Annotated in this window: 18 protein-coding genes and 1 tRNA gene; 6 read left to right on the top strand and 13 right to left on the bottom strand. The window is 36.7% G+C overall.

Annotated features, from left to right (window positions below; translation table 11 throughout):
* Positions 1-9: 9 nt before the first annotated feature.
* From HND50_19925 to HND50_19915, 3 genes are read right to left on the bottom strand one after another with little or no spacing between them, the layout of a single operon-like run.
* On the bottom strand, positions 10-465 hold the full coding sequence (locus HND50_19925; protein ID NOG47517.1) for a hypothetical protein: 456 nt from the start codon (positions 463-465) through the stop codon (positions 10-12).
* A 2-nt stretch (positions 466-467) separates the two neighbouring features.
* Positions 468-662, bottom strand: a complete 195-nt coding sequence (locus tag HND50_19920) for a hypothetical protein (GenBank protein NOG47516.1) — start codon at positions 660-662, stop codon at positions 468-470.
* Between the two features lie 10 nt (positions 663-672).
* Positions 673-1,998, bottom strand: coding sequence for an NADH dehydrogenase subunit (locus HND50_19915; protein NOG47515.1), 1,326 nt, complete (start codon positions 1,996-1,998; stop codon positions 673-675).
* 235 nt (positions 1,999-2,233) lie between these two features.
* Between HND50_19915 and HND50_19910 the strand changes: the two genes are divergently transcribed.
* Both HND50_19910 and HND50_19905 read left to right on the top strand, forming a co-directional pair.
* A tRNA-Leu gene (locus HND50_19910) sits at positions 2,234-2,317 on the top strand.
* A gap of 266 nt (positions 2,318-2,583) precedes the next feature.
* Complete coding sequence (locus HND50_19905; GenBank protein ID NOG47514.1) at positions 2,584-2,946, top strand: hypothetical protein; 363 nt, start codon at positions 2,584-2,586, stop codon at positions 2,944-2,946.
* Between the two features lie 43 nt (positions 2,947-2,989).
* Here the strand turns inward: HND50_19905 and HND50_19900 are convergent, their stop codons facing one another.
* The 9 genes from HND50_19900 to HND50_19860 all read right to left on the bottom strand — a co-directional run bounded on the left by HND50_19900 (position 2,990) and on the right by HND50_19860 (position 9,040).
* A complete protein-coding gene (locus HND50_19900; protein ID NOG47513.1) occupies positions 2,990-3,676 on the bottom strand; it encodes a DUF1295 domain-containing protein in 687 nt (228 codons plus the stop codon).
* Between the two features lie 20 nt (positions 3,677-3,696).
* The gene (locus tag HND50_19895) at positions 3,697-4,353 is read right to left on the bottom strand and encodes a class I SAM-dependent methyltransferase (GenBank protein ID NOG47512.1); all 657 of its coding nucleotides are present in this window, start codon (positions 4,351-4,353) and stop codon (positions 3,697-3,699) included.
* 17 nt (positions 4,354-4,370) lie between these two features.
* On the bottom strand, positions 4,371-5,027 hold the full coding sequence (locus tag HND50_19890) for a hypothetical protein (GenBank protein ID NOG47511.1): 657 nt from the start codon (positions 5,025-5,027) through the stop codon (positions 4,371-4,373).
* A 119-nt stretch (positions 5,028-5,146) separates the two neighbouring features.
* Positions 5,147-5,296, bottom strand: a complete 150-nt coding sequence (locus tag HND50_19885; GenBank protein ID NOG47510.1) for a hypothetical protein — start codon at positions 5,294-5,296, stop codon at positions 5,147-5,149.
* A gap of 178 nt (positions 5,297-5,474) precedes the next feature.
* Positions 5,475-6,320, bottom strand: coding sequence for an SDR family oxidoreductase (locus HND50_19880; protein ID NOG47509.1), 846 nt, complete (start codon positions 6,318-6,320; stop codon positions 5,475-5,477).
* A 9-nt stretch (positions 6,321-6,329) separates the two neighbouring features.
* Complete coding sequence (locus tag HND50_19875; GenBank protein ID NOG47508.1) at positions 6,330-7,040, bottom strand: hypothetical protein; 711 nt, start codon at positions 7,038-7,040, stop codon at positions 6,330-6,332.
* A gap of 33 nt (positions 7,041-7,073) precedes the next feature.
* Positions 7,074-7,862, bottom strand: coding sequence for an MBL fold metallo-hydrolase (locus tag HND50_19870; GenBank protein ID NOG47507.1), 789 nt, complete (start codon positions 7,860-7,862; stop codon positions 7,074-7,076).
* Between the two features lie 28 nt (positions 7,863-7,890).
* Complete coding sequence (locus HND50_19865; protein NOG47506.1) at positions 7,891-8,739, bottom strand: SDR family oxidoreductase; 849 nt, start codon at positions 8,737-8,739, stop codon at positions 7,891-7,893.
* Positions 8,740-8,761: 22 nt separating this feature from the next.
* Complete coding sequence (locus HND50_19860; GenBank protein ID NOG47505.1) at positions 8,762-9,040, bottom strand: hypothetical protein; 279 nt, start codon at positions 9,038-9,040, stop codon at positions 8,762-8,764.
* A gap of 200 nt (positions 9,041-9,240) precedes the next feature.
* On the opposite strand from HND50_19860, the gene HND50_19855 reads away from it, so the two are divergent.
* The 4 genes from HND50_19855 to HND50_19840 all read left to right on the top strand — a co-directional run bounded on the left by HND50_19855 (position 9,241) and on the right by HND50_19840 (position 14,344).
* Positions 9,241-10,764, top strand: coding sequence for a sigma 54-interacting transcriptional regulator (locus HND50_19855; protein ID NOG47504.1), 1,524 nt, complete (start codon positions 9,241-9,243; stop codon positions 10,762-10,764).
* Positions 10,765-11,031: 267 nt separating this feature from the next.
* Positions 11,032-12,126: a Fic family protein gene (locus HND50_19850; protein NOG47503.1), complete on the top strand. Its 1,095-nt coding sequence runs from the start codon at positions 11,032-11,034 to the stop codon at positions 12,124-12,126.
* A gap of 462 nt (positions 12,127-12,588) precedes the next feature.
* The gene (locus HND50_19845; protein NOG47502.1) at positions 12,589-13,482 is read left to right on the top strand and encodes a hypothetical protein; all 894 of its coding nucleotides are present in this window, start codon (positions 12,589-12,591) and stop codon (positions 13,480-13,482) included.
* Positions 13,483-13,486: 4 nt separating this feature from the next.
* Positions 13,487-14,344: a DNA adenine methylase gene (locus HND50_19840; protein NOG47501.1), complete on the top strand. Its 858-nt coding sequence runs from the start codon at positions 13,487-13,489 to the stop codon at positions 14,342-14,344.
* Between the two features lie 129 nt (positions 14,345-14,473).
* Here HND50_19840 and eat read toward each other — a convergent pair whose 3' ends face one another.
* Positions 14,474-15,940, bottom strand: coding sequence for an ethanolamine permease (gene eat / locus HND50_19835; protein NOG47500.1), 1,467 nt, complete (start codon positions 15,938-15,940; stop codon positions 14,474-14,476).
* Positions 15,941-16,456 lie beyond the last annotated feature (516 nt).

Below are 16,456 nucleotides of genomic sequence, written 5' to 3'. Positions count from 1 at the left end.
TGATATTCCTTATTTATTTCTTTTGTTTTTTAATTCTTCAGCATCTGCTTGGTCCCGAAGCCGTTTAGATTTTTGTTTTGCTTCAAGTAAATCAGAATATGCTATTATGTTTATATCGATTCCTTCAAAGTTTATTTGCTGTAAATTAGCGAATATTTTGTCATTGCTAATGCCAACTAAATGAGTCAGAAGGTCAATCCGGTTTGGCTCGGCTCCTAAATGAATTGCATTTCCAGATTCTTCAAAATATTTTTGTGGGATTCCAGCTTTGCCAAACCCAAAATCTGTCAAGGCGTTCATAATTTTTTTTGCATTTTGTTTGGATGGATAAAGAAGAAAATCAATATCTTGTGTTGTACGGGCATAACCATAATAATTTACAGCAAATCCACCGACTAATGCATATTTTACATCATGTTTTCTAAACAGGTTAATCAGGTCTTTCATGTCATTAGAAAAAAACATTATTAATCATTTTCTATTTTTTCATAAGAAACGATTTTTTTAATGGGCTTTGAATGCCAGTCTTTTCCCCATCTGCGATCCATCAAAACAGAAAACTCGCGCATTCTCTCCTCAGACGTCATTTGCCTTCGGCGTTTTTGTTCTGCTTCATTTTCCTCTTCAAAAGAAGAAAATATTTTTACAGTTTTATTTTTCACTTCTCACTTCCTACTTCTTAGTTACCTCAACACTTTCTCCAACAGCTGTAACAACTCCATCAATACTGGCATGGATAGGTACAGATAATTCACCATTTTTTGCTTCTGCTAAGATTTGTCCTTTTTGTACTTTCTCGCCTTTTTTCACGATGATTTCGGGTAAAGCGCCAATGTGCTGCTGTAAAGGGATTGAAACTGATTTTGGTTCGGAAATATTTTTGATAAATTCAGCCGGTTTTGTATAACCCTGTAAACCCAGTTTTCTTACAAGTCTTTTTGTTGGAACGCCACGATATTCTTTTAAAGGGTGAGGATCAGTTGCCAATTCCTGTAACTGATCTGCTGAAAGCCACATATTGTTTTTTCTTGCATCGCGTTTTGTTGTTACACAAATATTGCGTGGATCTAGTTCTTCCGGGCAGGCCCATAAAGAACAAATGTTGCACTCGCAGCAAGCCTGAGCCCAATATGTTAATGATTCACTTAACTCGCCGGTAGTAAGTAATGAACGCATTACCAAATGTGGTTTTATAGGATATCCCATCAAATAACGTGGGCACATTTCTGTACACAGACTGCACTGGTCGCAAGCCGATTTGCCAACACGTTTATATGATTGTTCACTCTGCGATTTGCGCATTGCCAGGTGTGTTTCTTTTGATAAGACTAAAAAACCACCGGAAGTTCTTGTTACAGGAGTTGATAAATCTGTCACAACCTTGCCCATCATCGGGCCTCCATCAATTAAAACATAATCATCGATTGTTGCGCCACCGGCTGCCTCTAAAACATCGGCATAAGACATACCAATCGGAAACCATGCCGTGATAGGTTTTTTTACGTCGCCATGAACTGTTAAGATGGAATGGGTAACTGGATTGCCTTTTTGGGCCTGATAAATATTGAAAAAAGTTTCTACGTTTTGAACCACAATACCAATTTGAAAAGGAAAACCACCAGCAGGAATACGCCGCCCGGTACTGTGATAAACAACCTCATATTCATCACCGGCAGGATAAACATCTTCCATTTCAAAAAGGCTGATATTTGCAGGAAGCCAATTTGAGATCGCCTCAATGGCTTTTTTGTTTTTTCCTTTTACTGCAAAAATACCGCGCTCTGCTTTTACGTGTTTCATTACTGCAAGCATACCGTTGATGATTTCCTGTGGGTAATTTTCCATCAAGGTTACATCTTTGTAAAGAAGTGGTTCGCATTCCGCACCATTTGCAATGACAATTTCAACCTCAGTGCTTATTTTTTGATAAGTGGGAAATCCGGCACCACCGGCACCTACAACTCCGGCATTTTTAACTAATTCAATTAGATTTTTCATAATTTCAAATAAAGTGAATTCTCTGTTCTTCTTTCTCTAACAATAAATTCTCAAAATTAATTCTATTAAAAAGAAGAATGGTTTAATCAACATGAATATGAGTTTGTTTGAGAAGTGATTAAGATAAAAAGAGTTGGGCAAAAAATAAATAATACTTTTCAAATCGAAGGCGGAAAAAAATATTGTGAAGTTATGTTGCTTATCAAAAAAAAACTATTTATATTTCTCAGCTCTTGCGAGGGTGGCGGAATTGGTAGACGCGCTAGACTTAGGATCTAGTGCCCTTACGGGCGTGAGAGTTCGAGTCTCTCCCTTCGTACGTTGATAGCCCCGTGAACTAAATGTTTGCGGGGCTTTTTTTGTCCATCGCTACTAGTAAATTCCATCTTATTCAAAAAAACATCTATTATTTTAACTGCCAGAAACCTTTGATGATGAATATCATTTTTTTTTAGTATTGATCCCCGGATTACATTGTCTTTAATTATTGAATTATTTATTCACTGGCATTTTGCATTGTTTACTTTTTTCTTTTGGTTTGTCTGCTACAAATTTGCAATGGGTTTGTATGTGGAGGAGGCATAAATGATGCTTTATATATTTCCTGTTTTGTATGGTTATATAGAACAAAGATTGTTAAAGGGTGAATGCTGTACCAGTGGTAAAAAGTGGATATTTGGACACTTCGCCACGTACCATGTAGTGATGTTGAGTACTTTTGTTAATGTGATTTATTTGGCTGGTGAGGAGTTTTATCATTTACCATTATTGTTACTAATGGAGGATATTTCTTTTTACCTTTTCCGTAAAGATTGGCCAAATAAAAAAAGTTGGGTGTCCTGGGGTTTGGGTGGATTTAAGATATTTAGCCTGTTTATTCCTACTACTTACATATTGTTAGTGATTGTATTTTTAGTTTGGAGATATTTAATAAACGTGCTTTATTAAAAGATGCCCTGCAAAACATTTTTCCGGCTAATTCAAATGGGTCTTAATAAATCCAGGGAATTAATTTCTTAGTCCTTCCGGCATACTCTTTAAATTCCGTACCGTATTTACCTGCCAGGTATTTATCTAATCTTGGAATTATAAAAAAGATGAAAATTAAGGCCATGGCTAATGGAACTATTAAGAGCGAAAAACTTCTGGTTATTAATGCAAAACCTGTAAAAAGGACAATATCACCAAAAAAATTGATGTGCATCGAATGTTTAAACAATCCTTCAGTGTATGGACGCCCCATATTAGAGTCATTTTTTTTCCACACATTTCGCCGATATTCTGAATAAGTATTAAGCCAAGACCCAAGCAGAAACAAAAAAATGGCAAAATAATCCAAAGCTCCGACTGGCTGAAAGCTGTTACCGCCTGCTTTTGCAAAGGCAAACAACGCTAAAGACATCAAGCAAGATACAAAGAGCGCTTCACGCCAATACCACTTTCGTTTCATAAAAATAAATACTGTCATGAATAAACGTAGGACATAAATCAGGCAGAATGAGAAAACAATAACCTGGCGTACAAAATCACCATTGATAGAAAAAGCTTTAAGGCCGGAGAGTAGGTTTACTTCGTCTGTGAACATTAGGTAGCCGGCTAAAAGTGACGCGAAAGAGATTGCGCCCATAAACACAATTTTGGGTAAAAACGATTTTTTATAATCATCTTCATACAACATTTGTGACTCCATTAATAGGTTTATTTTTTTGTTGCGATAAACAAATGAACACTCCCAAATCCTCCTACAGGAATATCTTGGTATTCAAAACCGTATTTTGCCAGGAGAGAATTTATGTCTTTAATTATGTCACCAAGTTTCTCCCATAACTTAACGATTTGATATCCAATAAAATTTTTGTCGTTCGGATAATCAATATCAACAAGAAGAAGCATGCCACCTTTTTTTAAAACTCTCTTTATTTCCAATATTGCTTTATCACCATCCGGATAGCCGGTAAAAGCCATAGTATTTATTATTGTATCAAAGGTATTATCCGGAAATGGAAGTTTTTCTACATTTGCTTTGGATAGGTTTGCATTTATGCTTTTTGACAGTAGTTTTTTTGTAGTTATTTCCAGCATCTTTTTGTTATAGTCAATTCCGTAAATATCAAAATCATTTTTTGCATATTGAGTCATCAAATAACCATTACCAAAGGAGACTTCTAATATTTTCCTGCCTTTGATATATGGTATAACTTTTTTGATCCATTTTTTCCACAAGGGGAATAGTAGCATAAATACATCGTATCCTTTGGCCATCCAGTTATATGCATGGTTCATTTTTTCAGTATAGCCAGGTTCAATTTTTGAAGTATCCGTATATTTTATCTTTTCAGATTTTATTTTGATCATTCTATCAACCCGGCCTGTTAAAACCTAAAACCAAAATGGAAACTGGGTTCAAATATGTGTTTTGGTTTTCCTCGTTCAATATCTGCAAAAGTCTTTGGAAAGTTGGTGTTAACAGGCCAATATTTAAGTGCATAAGCAGGTTCGATAAAAAAGCGTTTCTCAAAGAATTCAAATCGATAACCCATGATTAGCTGAAGATATAACTGAAACCCTTTTTGGGTTTTTTGGTTTTCTGAATCATAAAATTGTTGAAGAAAAGGAGTCGCTTCAATAGTATTGTATAAGCCTTTCCAGTAAAAATGTTGATAACCCAGACCAACTCCAATGGCCCTTATTTTCCCTGGATATAAATCATCTGACGAGCCATATGTCCCTAAAGGCTCATAATATGTCCAGGTAATTGCTTCAACTAAAATAAAATCCTTTGGTGTGATTTGGTATCCATAGTTTAATTGAAAATAATTGGGCGGGTCTCCCGGTACAAAATTGCCTAGTAAAAAAAGCGAACTTCCAATAAAATGCTTCTTTTCTGTTTGGACCGAAGTAGAGTCTAGTTGAATATTTTGGCTAAAAGCCAAAGAATATAAAAGTAGAAAAATGATAGCAGTAAATAATATACTTTGGCAGTTTGCTTTTTCATCCCAGTTACAAATTGGTGGGTTATGATTTTTCATTTATTATTCCTTTATATTTTTGTCCGGAATTTTCTTTTCTGCGCCGGCATTTGATGATTTTTTTGCCACACCCTCTGGTTTTAACAGGCCTTTCAGCCTTCCCATTACTAATAAAAGTATCATTTTACAATGCCCACTTTTCCAACCTCTTGCTCAGATTCCTGGAGGCCAAATTCTACTTTGAGGTCCCAATTGAATAATGAGAGCGTTTGTCCTACTAAAAAAACTACGATTGATATCATTGCCCAAAAACTTTTATCCTTTTCCATCATTTCCCCCTTTACTTTTTTGCTTTAAAAAATTGAACACTAATAAAACCGCTGATTTCCTTCTCTGTAAATTCAAAAGAATATTCTTCAATGGTTTTGAATATCCCTTATGATATCTCATGCAGATTCCATTTCGACAAAGGCAGAAGTAATGATAAGATTGAATAAGTTAGAATTTTCATCTTTTCTCCTTATAAAATTCTTTCAACTTTTGGCTACCGTAAATATCGCCAACGACATCCATGATCATCACGGTCATCATAAATTCAAGCGGTCCATAGGTTTTTGATGATGTAAATGTTCGCATTAAAGGTAATATAATTTTTATCATCCACATCGGTAATCTTGAAATTTTTATGGGTTTGTTTTGGATCTTCAACGCCAGTTCAGCTATTTCATTAAATGTAAATATTTGCGGGCCACCCACATTTATTTCTTTCTCATTCTGCTTCAAAGAATTGACACAAACTTCCGCCAGATCTGCACCATGAATCGGGTTGATTTTATTTTCGCCGCTGCCGAATACAGAAACCCTTCCCTTTTTTGCCATATTCAGAAATTCAAGCATATCGGAGAAAAAACCTGTGGGACGGATAACGGCATAATCTAAACCGGATTCAATCAGTTTTTCTTCAAACAGCAGTTTCGCTTCAATACCTTTTAAATGCCCCATTTTTTGAGCATTCAAAACCGAGATAAAAATAAATTTGGATACTTTGTTTTGTACTGTCAGATCCAGTAAATTTTTATTACCCTGGTAGTCCACATCCATATAAGTCAGACCATCCTTTTGGCGCGTAATACCAACTGCTGAAATGACGGCATCAATACCATCACAAATCTTATTTAAAGTTTCCGGTTTGGTTACTTCCCCTTCAAAAACTTCATCAATTAAATCTTTAATATCTTCCAGTTTTTTTGAATTTCTTGCCAGGGCGCGAACCCAATAACCTTGCTTTTTCAATTCCTGAATCAAATATCTGCCAAGATATCCGGTTGCTCCTGCTACTAATACTTTTTTCATTATGGGTTCCTATTTATTTAAATATGCATTGTCAGGTGCCGTACCACTTCGATAAAACTCAAACAAACAATTATCGCCTCCTTTAGCCAATGTACACATTCTTCTAAAATCACAACCTACATCCTTTTCAATTACCGGATAGCCGGCAAGATCATGATCACAACCGAACTTGCCTAACTCCGGCACACCTAACTTTTCAAAGAACTCAATATTTGCACAAGTTGTTACCTTAATGGTCAGCTTATCCGGCTCATCTATATAACTGTCCATGTGCCAGGTTTTGTCAATAGTTGTTCTTTCGAATAAAGCGATATTCATTTTTTTGAAATTATCAAATACATCACCGTCGCACTTAACCAGATCATTCAATTGATATATGGCAAGTATAGATATCTTTGCCATATCATTTATGACTTTTGTCTTGAAAAACTCATATGCTTCTTTTCTGCCTAATCTTTTAGCAAGAGCTAAGAACAAACCAGAAAATACAAACAGTTCTTTTTCTAAAGTCTTATTGATTTCAGCTATTTCCTTCTGAACTTCGGGATATTGCTTTCTTAACCTGAGATTATTGAAAAGTGTATCTTTAAAAACTCCCAACATACCAAATAGACCGAATTCTTTTTTTAAGGCACTGAACATTATTTTGTTTTGCTCTCTAACTGCCTCTTTCGGCATTTGAAGTTTTGCGCCAAAACTTTCCAGTTCTTCTACTTTCATAATGTTCTCCAAATTAAAATCATTACTTTATGGTTATACTTCAATCGCATCACCATATTTCATAATAGAACACTCTGTCCCCAGTTTCTCTACTTCGCTTTTGAATAATTGATCATCAGCCGGATTTACATTTTTGATCCAGAAGAAGGAAACATTATAATGACAAGGGATTACCTTTTTGGGCGATATTAATTTAACAGCTTCTATTGCATCGGTTACATCCATTGTCCAAATATTTTCACCTGCTCCACCAATCGGAAGCATCAATACATCCGGTTTCAATCCTTCCCACTCCTTCTGCAGCAGTGAATCCCCAAGATTGACTATAGTTGTTCTATTGATAGTCATTTTAAAACCCATAGAACCAAGCCCTGGTCTTTCTCCTGGACCGGGATATTCTTTCTTCTTAAACCACAGTATAGGAACGACAATCGGGCCATGTACAGATTTAATGGCTTCAATTTTAACACCGTCAAGAACGACTGAATCGCCAACATCCAATGGATGAACATTTTCAAATGGGACCCAAGATGTCAATTCTTTACCCCGAGGGTCGACAAGAAGCGTTTTACCGTTTTCAAATTTTGTTAAATCTTTACCACAAACCACCGGTGCTTTTGAAGCTTCAGCAACCCGATCAGATTGCCAATGGTGGTCAGGATCACCATGTGTAATTAAAAGATGAGTAATACTTTCCCATTCTGATTTTGGTATCAAACTGCCAAGTTTAAACATCCACAGGTTTTGTCCCGGATCAATTGCAATCTTTGTTTTGCCGTTTTCAATTATGAATGAGTTATAAAGATAATGCTTGATTTTCATGATATTCACCTTCCGTTTGTTTATTTAATCATTTCCCAAGTTTTTCAATACGTTTTAAAAGAATCCAATCAAGAATTCGTTTAGGTAACTTTGCTGCTTTAGCCGCGCCTTTGGCATCGCTGCCAACAATGTAATAGGGTTTGGGCTTTTGGTTATTAAAAGCATCATGCACAACTTTTGCTACTTCCATTGCTGGGATTTTTTTTACTTTTTCATTTAACCTGTCGCCAAATTTGCGCAAGGGAGCATAAAGATCAGCGATTTCGGGGTTAACCGATTTACGCATTTCTTCTTTATACTTTGTGCCTTTTTCCCAAATAGCGCTTTCAACAGCACCGGGTGATACTAATATCACTTTTATACCAAATGGGATCAGTTCAAGCCTCAGTGAGTCTGTAACTGCTTTTACGGCAAATTTAGATGCTGAATATGCAGCTGCTCCAGGAACAGCCAAATAGCTTGATGTTGAACCGATGTTGATTATTCTTCCCATACTTTTGCGTAACATTGGGATAAAGGACTGTGTTACTTCCAAAAGGCCAAATAAATTTACATCCATTAGTTTTCTGATCTCTTCCATAGGTGTAACTTCCAAAGCGCCTCCGCGTCCGATACCTGCATTATTTACCAGGCCATATAAATTCCCACCTGTTTCTTCCCAGATATAATTGGCTGTGTCCTTTATCGATTGTGAATTTGTCACATCAAGAATTACTGCTTCCAGGTTGCCGGAAGCTTCATTTTTTAAATTATCTGCATCTGCCTGTTTGCGAACACCTGCGTATACTTTAAATCCCAGTTCATCTAAATGAAGAGCACAGGTTTTACCTATTCCAGTTGATGCCCCGGTTATCAATATACTTTTTTTAGAATTCATTTTTCCAAACCTCTTTTTCGTCTTAAGATCGTTGAATCCATACACTATGATTAATCAATCCATATTCTTTTAAGGTAGATACCAGTTGAGCCCCTAATGGACTGCCGTTAATATCAGCTTCTTTTGATTTGTGCAGCAAGTGAATCTGAAAATCGCCATCTACAGCAAGGCGGTTATACATCATTATGATTTTTGTTCGGGACTTTTTGTTTACTTCCTTTACCATTTCATTTAGCTGCAACTTTACAAATGATTTATTGCTGTGTGTGGATCGCAGTTCAATAATTTCCAACCAGTTCATTTCAAATCCTTATTACTACAATTTTTACAAATTGAATATTTATAATACTAATGCCGTGCCAGAGTCATATCTCAAATAAAAACATAAGGTTATGAAATGGCAGGAACACTGGGTTGTCAAATAAGGCAATTCCTGTTGCCATATGCGGTAATCGTGTGTAAATTTGCCAAATATAGAACCTGCAAAAAAAGGGGCATTATATGGATGAGAATGAATTTTTTCGTGAAGCCACTTTGAGAATTTGTGGAAATTTGGAGATTGAAAAATCCATGCATTCCCTGATTCTTTATCTTAAAGATTTTATACCTGTCTCAAGATTGTATCTCCAGTATTATGAAGAAGGCCTGCAATCCATCAGAACAATTGCCTACGCGGATGAACAAAGTTGCAAGAAATTAGACCAGGTCACACATCTCTCTAAAGAAGCAATTGAGTTAAACAGAAATATCCCCGCTGATAAAGATACCTTTCTTATAACTAATCCGCATAAATTCCCCGTAAGCAGGGAAATGATGAAGTACCATGGCAAGGACGGATCTTCAATAATTATTCTTGCCTTAAGATATCACTCCGAATTGCCTGGCTTATTAATACTTCAATCTGTTGGTGACAAAAAGTTTGTTGAGGCAGATGTGGAGTTCGTCCATTCGCTCAAAGAGCCCCTTACAATTGCATTGTCCAATGCGCTTAAACATCTTGAAGTACATCAACTAAAAGATTTGCTGGCTGATGATAACCGCTATCTGCTTAACGAACTACGCCGTTTTTATGGTGATGAAATTGTGGGAGCAAACTTTGGCCTGAAAGATATTATGCACAAGATCAGCCAGGTTGCGCTGCTGGATAGCCCGGTTCTTTTGTTAGGGGAAACCGGTGTTGGCAAAGATGTAATTGCCAATGCAATCCATTATTCATCATCGCGCAGCAACGGGCCTTTTGTAAGTGTAAACTGTGGCGCCATTCCGGATACGTTGATTGACAGTGAACTTTTTGGTCACGAAAAAGGCGCATTTACCGGGGCGTTGGCTCAAAAACGCGGGCGCTTTGAACGGGCCAATAAGGGTACAATTTTTTTGGATGAAATTGGCGAATTGCCGCTTCAGGCTCAGGTGCGTTTATTAAAAGTTTTACAATCTAAAGAAATTGAACGGGTTGGCGGGGTTAAAACAATTCCACTGGATATCCGCATAATTGCCGCTACCAACCGCAATCTGGAAAAAATGGTACAGGCCCATCAGTTCCGCGAAGATTTGTGGTTCAGGATAAATGTCTTTCCGGTTTGGATTCCACCACTGAGAGAAAGGCGGGCAGATATTCCTGCTTTGCTGCATCACTTTATAAGTTTAAAATCACGTGAGTTAAAATTGGCAGCCGTACCTACGGTTTTACCCGGTGCTATTGATTTGCTGATGGATTATCATTGGCCGGGAAATGTACGCGAACTGCAGAATGTTATTGAACGCGCGCTTATCCTTAACCCCAAAGGACCGTTAACCTTTAAGCACATGAATTTGCCAATAAACAAAGATAGCGATGAAATAAAAAATTCGATTCCCGAATCTTATAATCTTGATGAAGTGACGGCCCGGCATATAAAAAAGGTGTTATCCAAAACCGATGGGAAAATTCATGGAGAGGGCGGTGCAGCTGATTTATTGGGCATTAATGCCAGCACACTTAGAAACCGGATGAATAAGCTGGGGATTGAGTACAGGAAAAATTAAGGTGACATGAAACAATTCAAACCAAACAGATAAACGACTTTTTAATGAATCTGCTCTGGATTTAACTGGCGATGAGCGCAAGGAAGTGTACCGGGCAGGTGCGTCCGTTGGACTGGAAGCATATCTCCAAAGCTAAAAATGTGAAAAGAATAAGTAGAATTTGCGTCCTATGTGGTGGACACAGAAAGTTTTGCGTCCCGTGATATTTAATTTGCCGGACACAAATATATTTATGTATATTTCACCGGACACAAAAGAAGGGCCGCCATGAAACCTTTTATCCCAGAAATGTTACCCCCGGAAAACCTTAATTTTAAAAGACTGATCCGCATTGCCGGAGAAGCCAATGCTGCGTTAGCCAGATACGATGGTTTGCTTCAAGCGGTGGTTAACCCGGAAATATTACTCTCGCCTTTAACAACCAACGAAGCTGTTTTATCTTCCAAAATAGAAGGAACCCAGGCTACCATGGATGAAGTTTTGCACCACGAAGCCGGGATACGTATTAATGAAGAAAGTAAAAAACTGGATATTCAGGAGATTGCAAATTATAGATCCATGCTAATCCATGCGGAAAAAGAAATGGCCGGCAGGCCTTTAAACCTGTTCTTAATCCGCCAGATGCACAAAGAGCTTATGAGCGGCGTGCGCGGTTCTAAAAGTGAACCGGGAAAATTCCGGGACAGACAAAACTGGATAGGCAGGCCAGGCTTGCCAATAGAACAGGCAACTTATATTCCACCCGAACCGCATCAACTACAGGTTTGTTTAAATGACTTGGAGAAGTATATAAAGTCCGATGATGGAGATGTTCTTGTGCAGTCGGCCATAATCCACGCCCAGTTTGAGATCATCCATCCGTTTCTAGACGGTAATGGCAGAATTGGCAGACTGCTTATTCCATTGTTTCTGTTTTTTAAAAAACGCTTAAAGCGTCCTATGTTCTATTTAAGTGAATATTTGGAAAATAACCGAAGTGAATACTATTTACATTTGAAAAATATCTCAAGCCAGGGTGATTGGAACAGTTGGATTGAATTTTATTTGAAGGCAATAAAGCAACAGGGCAAAAGAAACGGAGAGCGTATTGAACACACACTGGATTTGTATAAAACAACTACAAAGCGCATCCGCGAAATAGCAAGAACCCAGTATAATATTGAAATTACAGATGCATTATTTCATAAACCTATGTTCAGCTCATCGGATATACAAACGCGCACTAAAATAGCAAAACAAACCTTAACACCTATTTTGAAGCTTTTAACAGAAGCGGGGATTTTAACTATTATAAAAAAGGCAAAAGGGCGAAGCCCGGCTGTAATGAAATTTGAAAAACTGTTATCAATTACAGAAAAATAATTCTATTTAAATAAATGGTTTGGATGAGGAAACCTTTTATGAGCAGGTTGAATTTATTATCAATCTTGATAAAGTGACGGCCCGGCATATAAAAAAGTGTTATACAAAACCGGTGGGAAAATTCATGGAGAGGGCGGTGCGGATGAGTTATTGGGCATTAATGCCAGCATGCTAAGAAACAGGATGAATAAGTAGGGAATAGAATACAGGAGAAATTAGAGGTGTTTGATATAATAATTGTTTGGTTATAGAGCCAAGTATGATCACTTCTCATTATCATCCAAATACGATAAATGAGCCATTAGACTGTTATAAAAATTTTATCAATATAAAAACTCATTGTAGATGGTGCAGATAGTCTTTTTTAATTTGCACTATTGACAGATTGTATCTTTTCTATTAAACCCGATTTTTTTATATTGATTCAATTCACAGTTATTAAGACACAAATGAGGAATTTTTGTGAAGAAACAGCCTTTGGCAGAAGTATTCGGTTTTCCGATCAATAATTTAAGCAAAGAAGCTGAACGATATCGAAAAAACAAATTATGTCCTTTTCACAATAGAGTGCCGTCATGTACAAAGAATAGCGCTACAAAACCTTTGGGAGTTTGTAGCATCTTTTACGAAAAAAATACGATTGTTACTTGTCCAATTAGATTCACTGAAGAATGGCTTATAACCGAACAAGCTGCAAAATTTATTTTTAACAAGAATATTGTAGAAAAAGGTATGTGGACAACTTTAAGAGAAATCAAACTCGTCGATGCCAATGATAAAACCGCAGGAAATATAGACTATGTTTTAGTTTCTTATGATGAAAATGGTAATTTGACAGATTTTGGTTCTTTAGAAGTACAGGCAGTTTATATCTCAGGTAATATCACAAATCCTTTTAACTACTATATGGAAGATAGAACAAATAGGACGGTCTTTGATTGGTCAAAGAATAAATTTTTTCCACGACCAGATTTTTTATCTTCTTCAAGGAAAAGATTAGTTCCCCAACTTGTTTACAAAGGTGGAATCTTCAAAAGCTGGAACAAGAAGCAATGCGTAGTCCTTCAAAAGGGATTCTTTGAAACTTTGCCTAAATTACCAATTGTCAAAAATCCTGAAAATGCAGATTTTGCATGGTTTATTTATGATTTAAAATCCAATAAGAATTCTGATAAATTAAAACTCGTACTTGATGATATTGTTTATACTGAATTTCATCCTGCCCTGAATAAAATATTAACGCCGAATGCTGGTAAAATCGAAAGTTTTGTTCAAGAGCTACAATCAAAACTTGATAATCAACTTGACATAAATTCGCCTGATGCCCCTACATTGATAGATATCATTTCGGAATAAAAACATGAGACAATTACATTTATTTGAAAAGGAAATTGTCCACAAAGCACCTAATGTTGCTTCGGTACCTCAATACAGTCCATTAAGATATCCAGGTGGAAAAACATGGCTCTATCCATTTGCAAAACAATGGTTACATGATAAAAAAGAGAAGTTTTTAATTGAACCATTTGCAGGTGGAGCAAGTGTAGGTTTAGCAGCAGCGATTGAAGGTTGGGTTGATCATGTAATTTTAGTTGATCTTGATGATAACATTTTCTCTTTTTGGGATGCTTTAATAAATGGTTATGGTGATTGGCTTGCAGATCAAGTACTAGATTTTGATTTTACAGAAAAGAACATTAATGACACCTTAAATAAGAAAAAGATGGATGCAAAAGAAAAAGCTTTTGCATTATTACTTAACAATAGAATTAGTCATGGTGGAATAATGGCCATTGGAGCTGGTCGTATTAAAAATGGAGAAAATGGTAAGGGCCTTAGTTCAAGATGGTATCCTCAAACGCTAAATCATAGAATAAAAAAAATCTGTAAAGTTGCTGATAGAATAAGCATTGTAAAAGACGATGCTTTTGAATTCACTAAGAATTTTCTTTCGAATGATAAAGCAATATTCTTTTTTGATCCGCCATATACAAAGGCCGGGAAAAGACTATATCAACATTTTCAAATAGATCATGAAAAACTTTTTAAAGTTTCTAAGAAACTAAAAGGTGATTTTTTAATTACCTATGACTTTTCTGAAGAAATATTGTCATACGCTAAGAAGTATGATTTATTTTATGAAAAGGTTTTAATGCAAACTACGCATTTAATAAAAAAACATGAGCTATTAATCTCAAAGGACTCAGGTTGGTTGTAATTCGGTTTAATTGCCACAATTAAAATATTAAAGGAATTTTTGCAAGATGTTGATTTCATAAACCAGAATTTTCAAGCTCAAACCCTTTATAACCAATGGTAAATAATCAAATCCTTTTGGTAGACAAATTTATCCTTTAACTTTTTCCTGGCTTTTTAAAGCAAACTCTTCCTCCGGTGATAAAATCATAGAGTGGCGGGCATAAATCCAGAAGTAGAGAATTCCTCCCAAAAACCAGATGGCGCAACCATACACGCCAACTACATAATCCGGATTTAAAAATAAAAAGACAAGAGTTACAGCGGCAATCAAACCGGCAATTATAGCGCCTGCATTTCCCAATGGACTGAGATAAGGCCGTTCAATATCGGAGTGATTTTTTCTTAGTAAAACAAATGCCGCCATCTGCATTATGTAGGCAATTACGGCACCGAAAACAGCCATATTTAAAAGAACAGCCCCAACCGGAACACTGCCAAAAAATGTTTCCCCAAATTCGATTATCAGGGCAACCACATAACCAATTATCGCGCCAACAATTAAAGCAATGTACGGCGTATTACGTTTTGAGTGCGTAATCGATAGCCATTTTGGAAAATACCCCGCGCGGCTTAAGGAAAATATATTTCTGCCATAAGCATAAATAATTGTATGAAAGCTGGCAATCAATCCGGCCACTGCCACAAGCGCCAGTAATGATGAACCAATGCCATCACCAAAAATAGTTTTAAATGCTAAAAAAAGCGGCTCAGCCGAGGTTCCAACTTCAGCACTTCCCGGCGCAATTCCTGCATTTAAAAAAAGTGTTAAGAATGATGCAATAATTAAAGTCAGAATTCCCCACAATAAACCTTTGGGCATATCTTTTTTAGGATCATGAGATTCTTCCGCGGCAAGAGGAAGTTGTTCAATTGCCAGGTAAAACCAAATGGCGAAGGGCAGCGCCTTGGCAATTCCGCCCCATCCTTTGGGCAGCCAGGTTGTTTGCCCAGGATCGGGTTTAATATTAAGTGCATGTTCCCATGAAAAATGAGGCAACGCGCCAATCCAGAAAACCAACAAAATACCAAGTGCCAAAAACGTAATAAAAACTGTAAAACGAAAGGTCAGCTCTACGCCAATAATATTTAATCCTACAAAAATAAAATAGGCCAGCAGCCACCAAAGCGGCGCAGAGATATTAATACCAAAAAGATCATTAAAAACTGTGCCCATATATCCGCCGATGCCAACAACGATTACAGCGGGCGTTAAGACATATTCCATATTTTCTGCAAGCCCGGTTATAAATCCGCCCATCGGGCCCATTGCTGTCCGTGAAAATGAATAAGCGCCACCCGTGTGTGGCAGTGCCGGAGACATTTCGGCAATGGAATAACACATTCCTATATACATAATGGCAATGATAACTGTGGCAATAAAAAGTCCGCCAAAACCACCAGACGCCAATCCAAAATTCCAGCCAAAAAAGTCACCGGAAATAACTGCGCCCACACCAAGCGCCCATAATGACCAGACACCCGCATATCGTTTTAATATGCGTTGTTTAAAATAATTTTCAGTTCCCTGTGTGTACTTTATATTTTTCAGATTCATCTTCTCTTTTTTCATTGCCGGCCTTTGAGTAGGTGAGTGTAATATATACAAAGCAAAATATTAAAAATATATTTCTTCGCTTACCTTGATTATTTTTCGCCCTCATGAAATATGCCGTTTAAAATAATTTGGAATAATTTTGAAAGAAAAACAAACTGTTTGAGTCCGTCACTGGAGGACGAGTTTTTGTTTTTCAGAAATTATGGAAAAATATTTAGGCAGAATTCATAAAGGCGCTGATTTTTTGTTTCTTTTTCATTTAGGAAAAAGAAAGAAGAAGATGCACAATCAAAAAGTGTAAGTGAAATTGTTCTTCATGGTGAAAATTCGATCATTTTAAAATCATGGTCAATAATTATCCACTTTTCTGTTAATTCTTCTTTTAAGTGGTGGTTAGGCGAATACAAATTATGTCATATCTCCTTCATACCTTAGGGTCGGGTCTTAAAAAATCCGGCCCTTTTTTATTGCTTTGATTATTAATCCCGCTCGTGTAAATTTCCCCTATAATAATTT

This window comes from Calditrichota bacterium (assembly GCA_013112635.1).
Taxonomy (GTDB): Bacteria; Calditrichota; Calditrichia; order Calditrichales; family J004; genus JABFGF01.
Note: the sequence above shows the minus strand (reverse complement) of the source record. Positions and strands in the feature narration are given on the sequence as shown.

Bases quoted from the DNA above. Each gene is read 5' to 3' on its own strand.
- HND50_19905 (NOG47514.1), top strand. From the start codon at position 2,584: ATGATGCTTTATATATTTCCTGTTTTGTATGGTTATATAGAACAAAGA.
- HND50_19895 (NOG47512.1), bottom strand. From the start codon at position 4,353: ATGATCAAAATAAAATCTGAAAAGATAAAATATACGGATACTTCAAAA.
- HND50_19875 (NOG47508.1), bottom strand. From the start codon at position 7,040: ATGAAAGTAGAAGAACTGGAAAGTTTTGGCGCAAAACTTCAAATGCCG.
- HND50_19840 (NOG47501.1), top strand. From the start codon at position 13,487: ATGAGACAATTACATTTATTTGAAAAGGAAATTGTCCACAAAGCACCT.
- HND50_19855 (NOG47504.1), top strand. From the start codon at position 9,241: ATGGATGAGAATGAATTTTTTCGTGAAGCCACTTTGAGAATTTGTGGA.
- HND50_19880 (NOG47509.1), bottom strand. From the start codon at position 6,320: ATGAAAAAAGTATTAGTAGCAGGAGCAACCGGATATCTTGGCAGATAT.
- HND50_19865 (NOG47506.1), bottom strand. From the start codon at position 8,739: ATGAATTCTAAAAAAAGTATATTGATAACCGGGGCATCAACTGGAATA.
- HND50_19850 (NOG47503.1), top strand. From the start codon at position 11,032: ATGAAACCTTTTATCCCAGAAATGTTACCCCCGGAAAACCTTAATTTT.
- HND50_19885 (NOG47510.1), bottom strand. From the start codon at position 5,296: ATGGAAAAGGATAAAAGTTTTTGGGCAATGATATCAATCGTAGTTTTT.
- HND50_19860 (NOG47505.1), bottom strand. From the start codon at position 9,040: ATGAACTGGTTGGAAATTATTGAACTGCGATCCACACACAGCAATAAA.
- eat (NOG47500.1), bottom strand. From the start codon at position 15,940: ATGAATCTGAAAAATATAAAGTACACACAGGGAACTGAAAATTATTTT.
- HND50_19915 (NOG47515.1), bottom strand. From the start codon at position 1,998: ATGAAAAATCTAATTGAATTAGTTAAAAATGCCGGAGTTGTAGGTGCC.
- HND50_19900 (NOG47513.1), bottom strand. From the start codon at position 3,676: ATGTTGTATGAAGATGATTATAAAAAATCGTTTTTACCCAAAATTGTG.
- HND50_19870 (NOG47507.1), bottom strand. From the start codon at position 7,862: ATGAAAATCAAGCATTATCTTTATAACTCATTCATAATTGAAAACGGC.
- HND50_19890 (NOG47511.1), bottom strand. From the start codon at position 5,027: ATGAAAAATCATAACCCACCAATTTGTAACTGGGATGAAAAAGCAAAC.
- HND50_19925 (NOG47517.1), bottom strand. From the start codon at position 465: ATGTTTTTTTCTAATGACATGAAAGACCTGATTAACCTGTTTAGAAAA.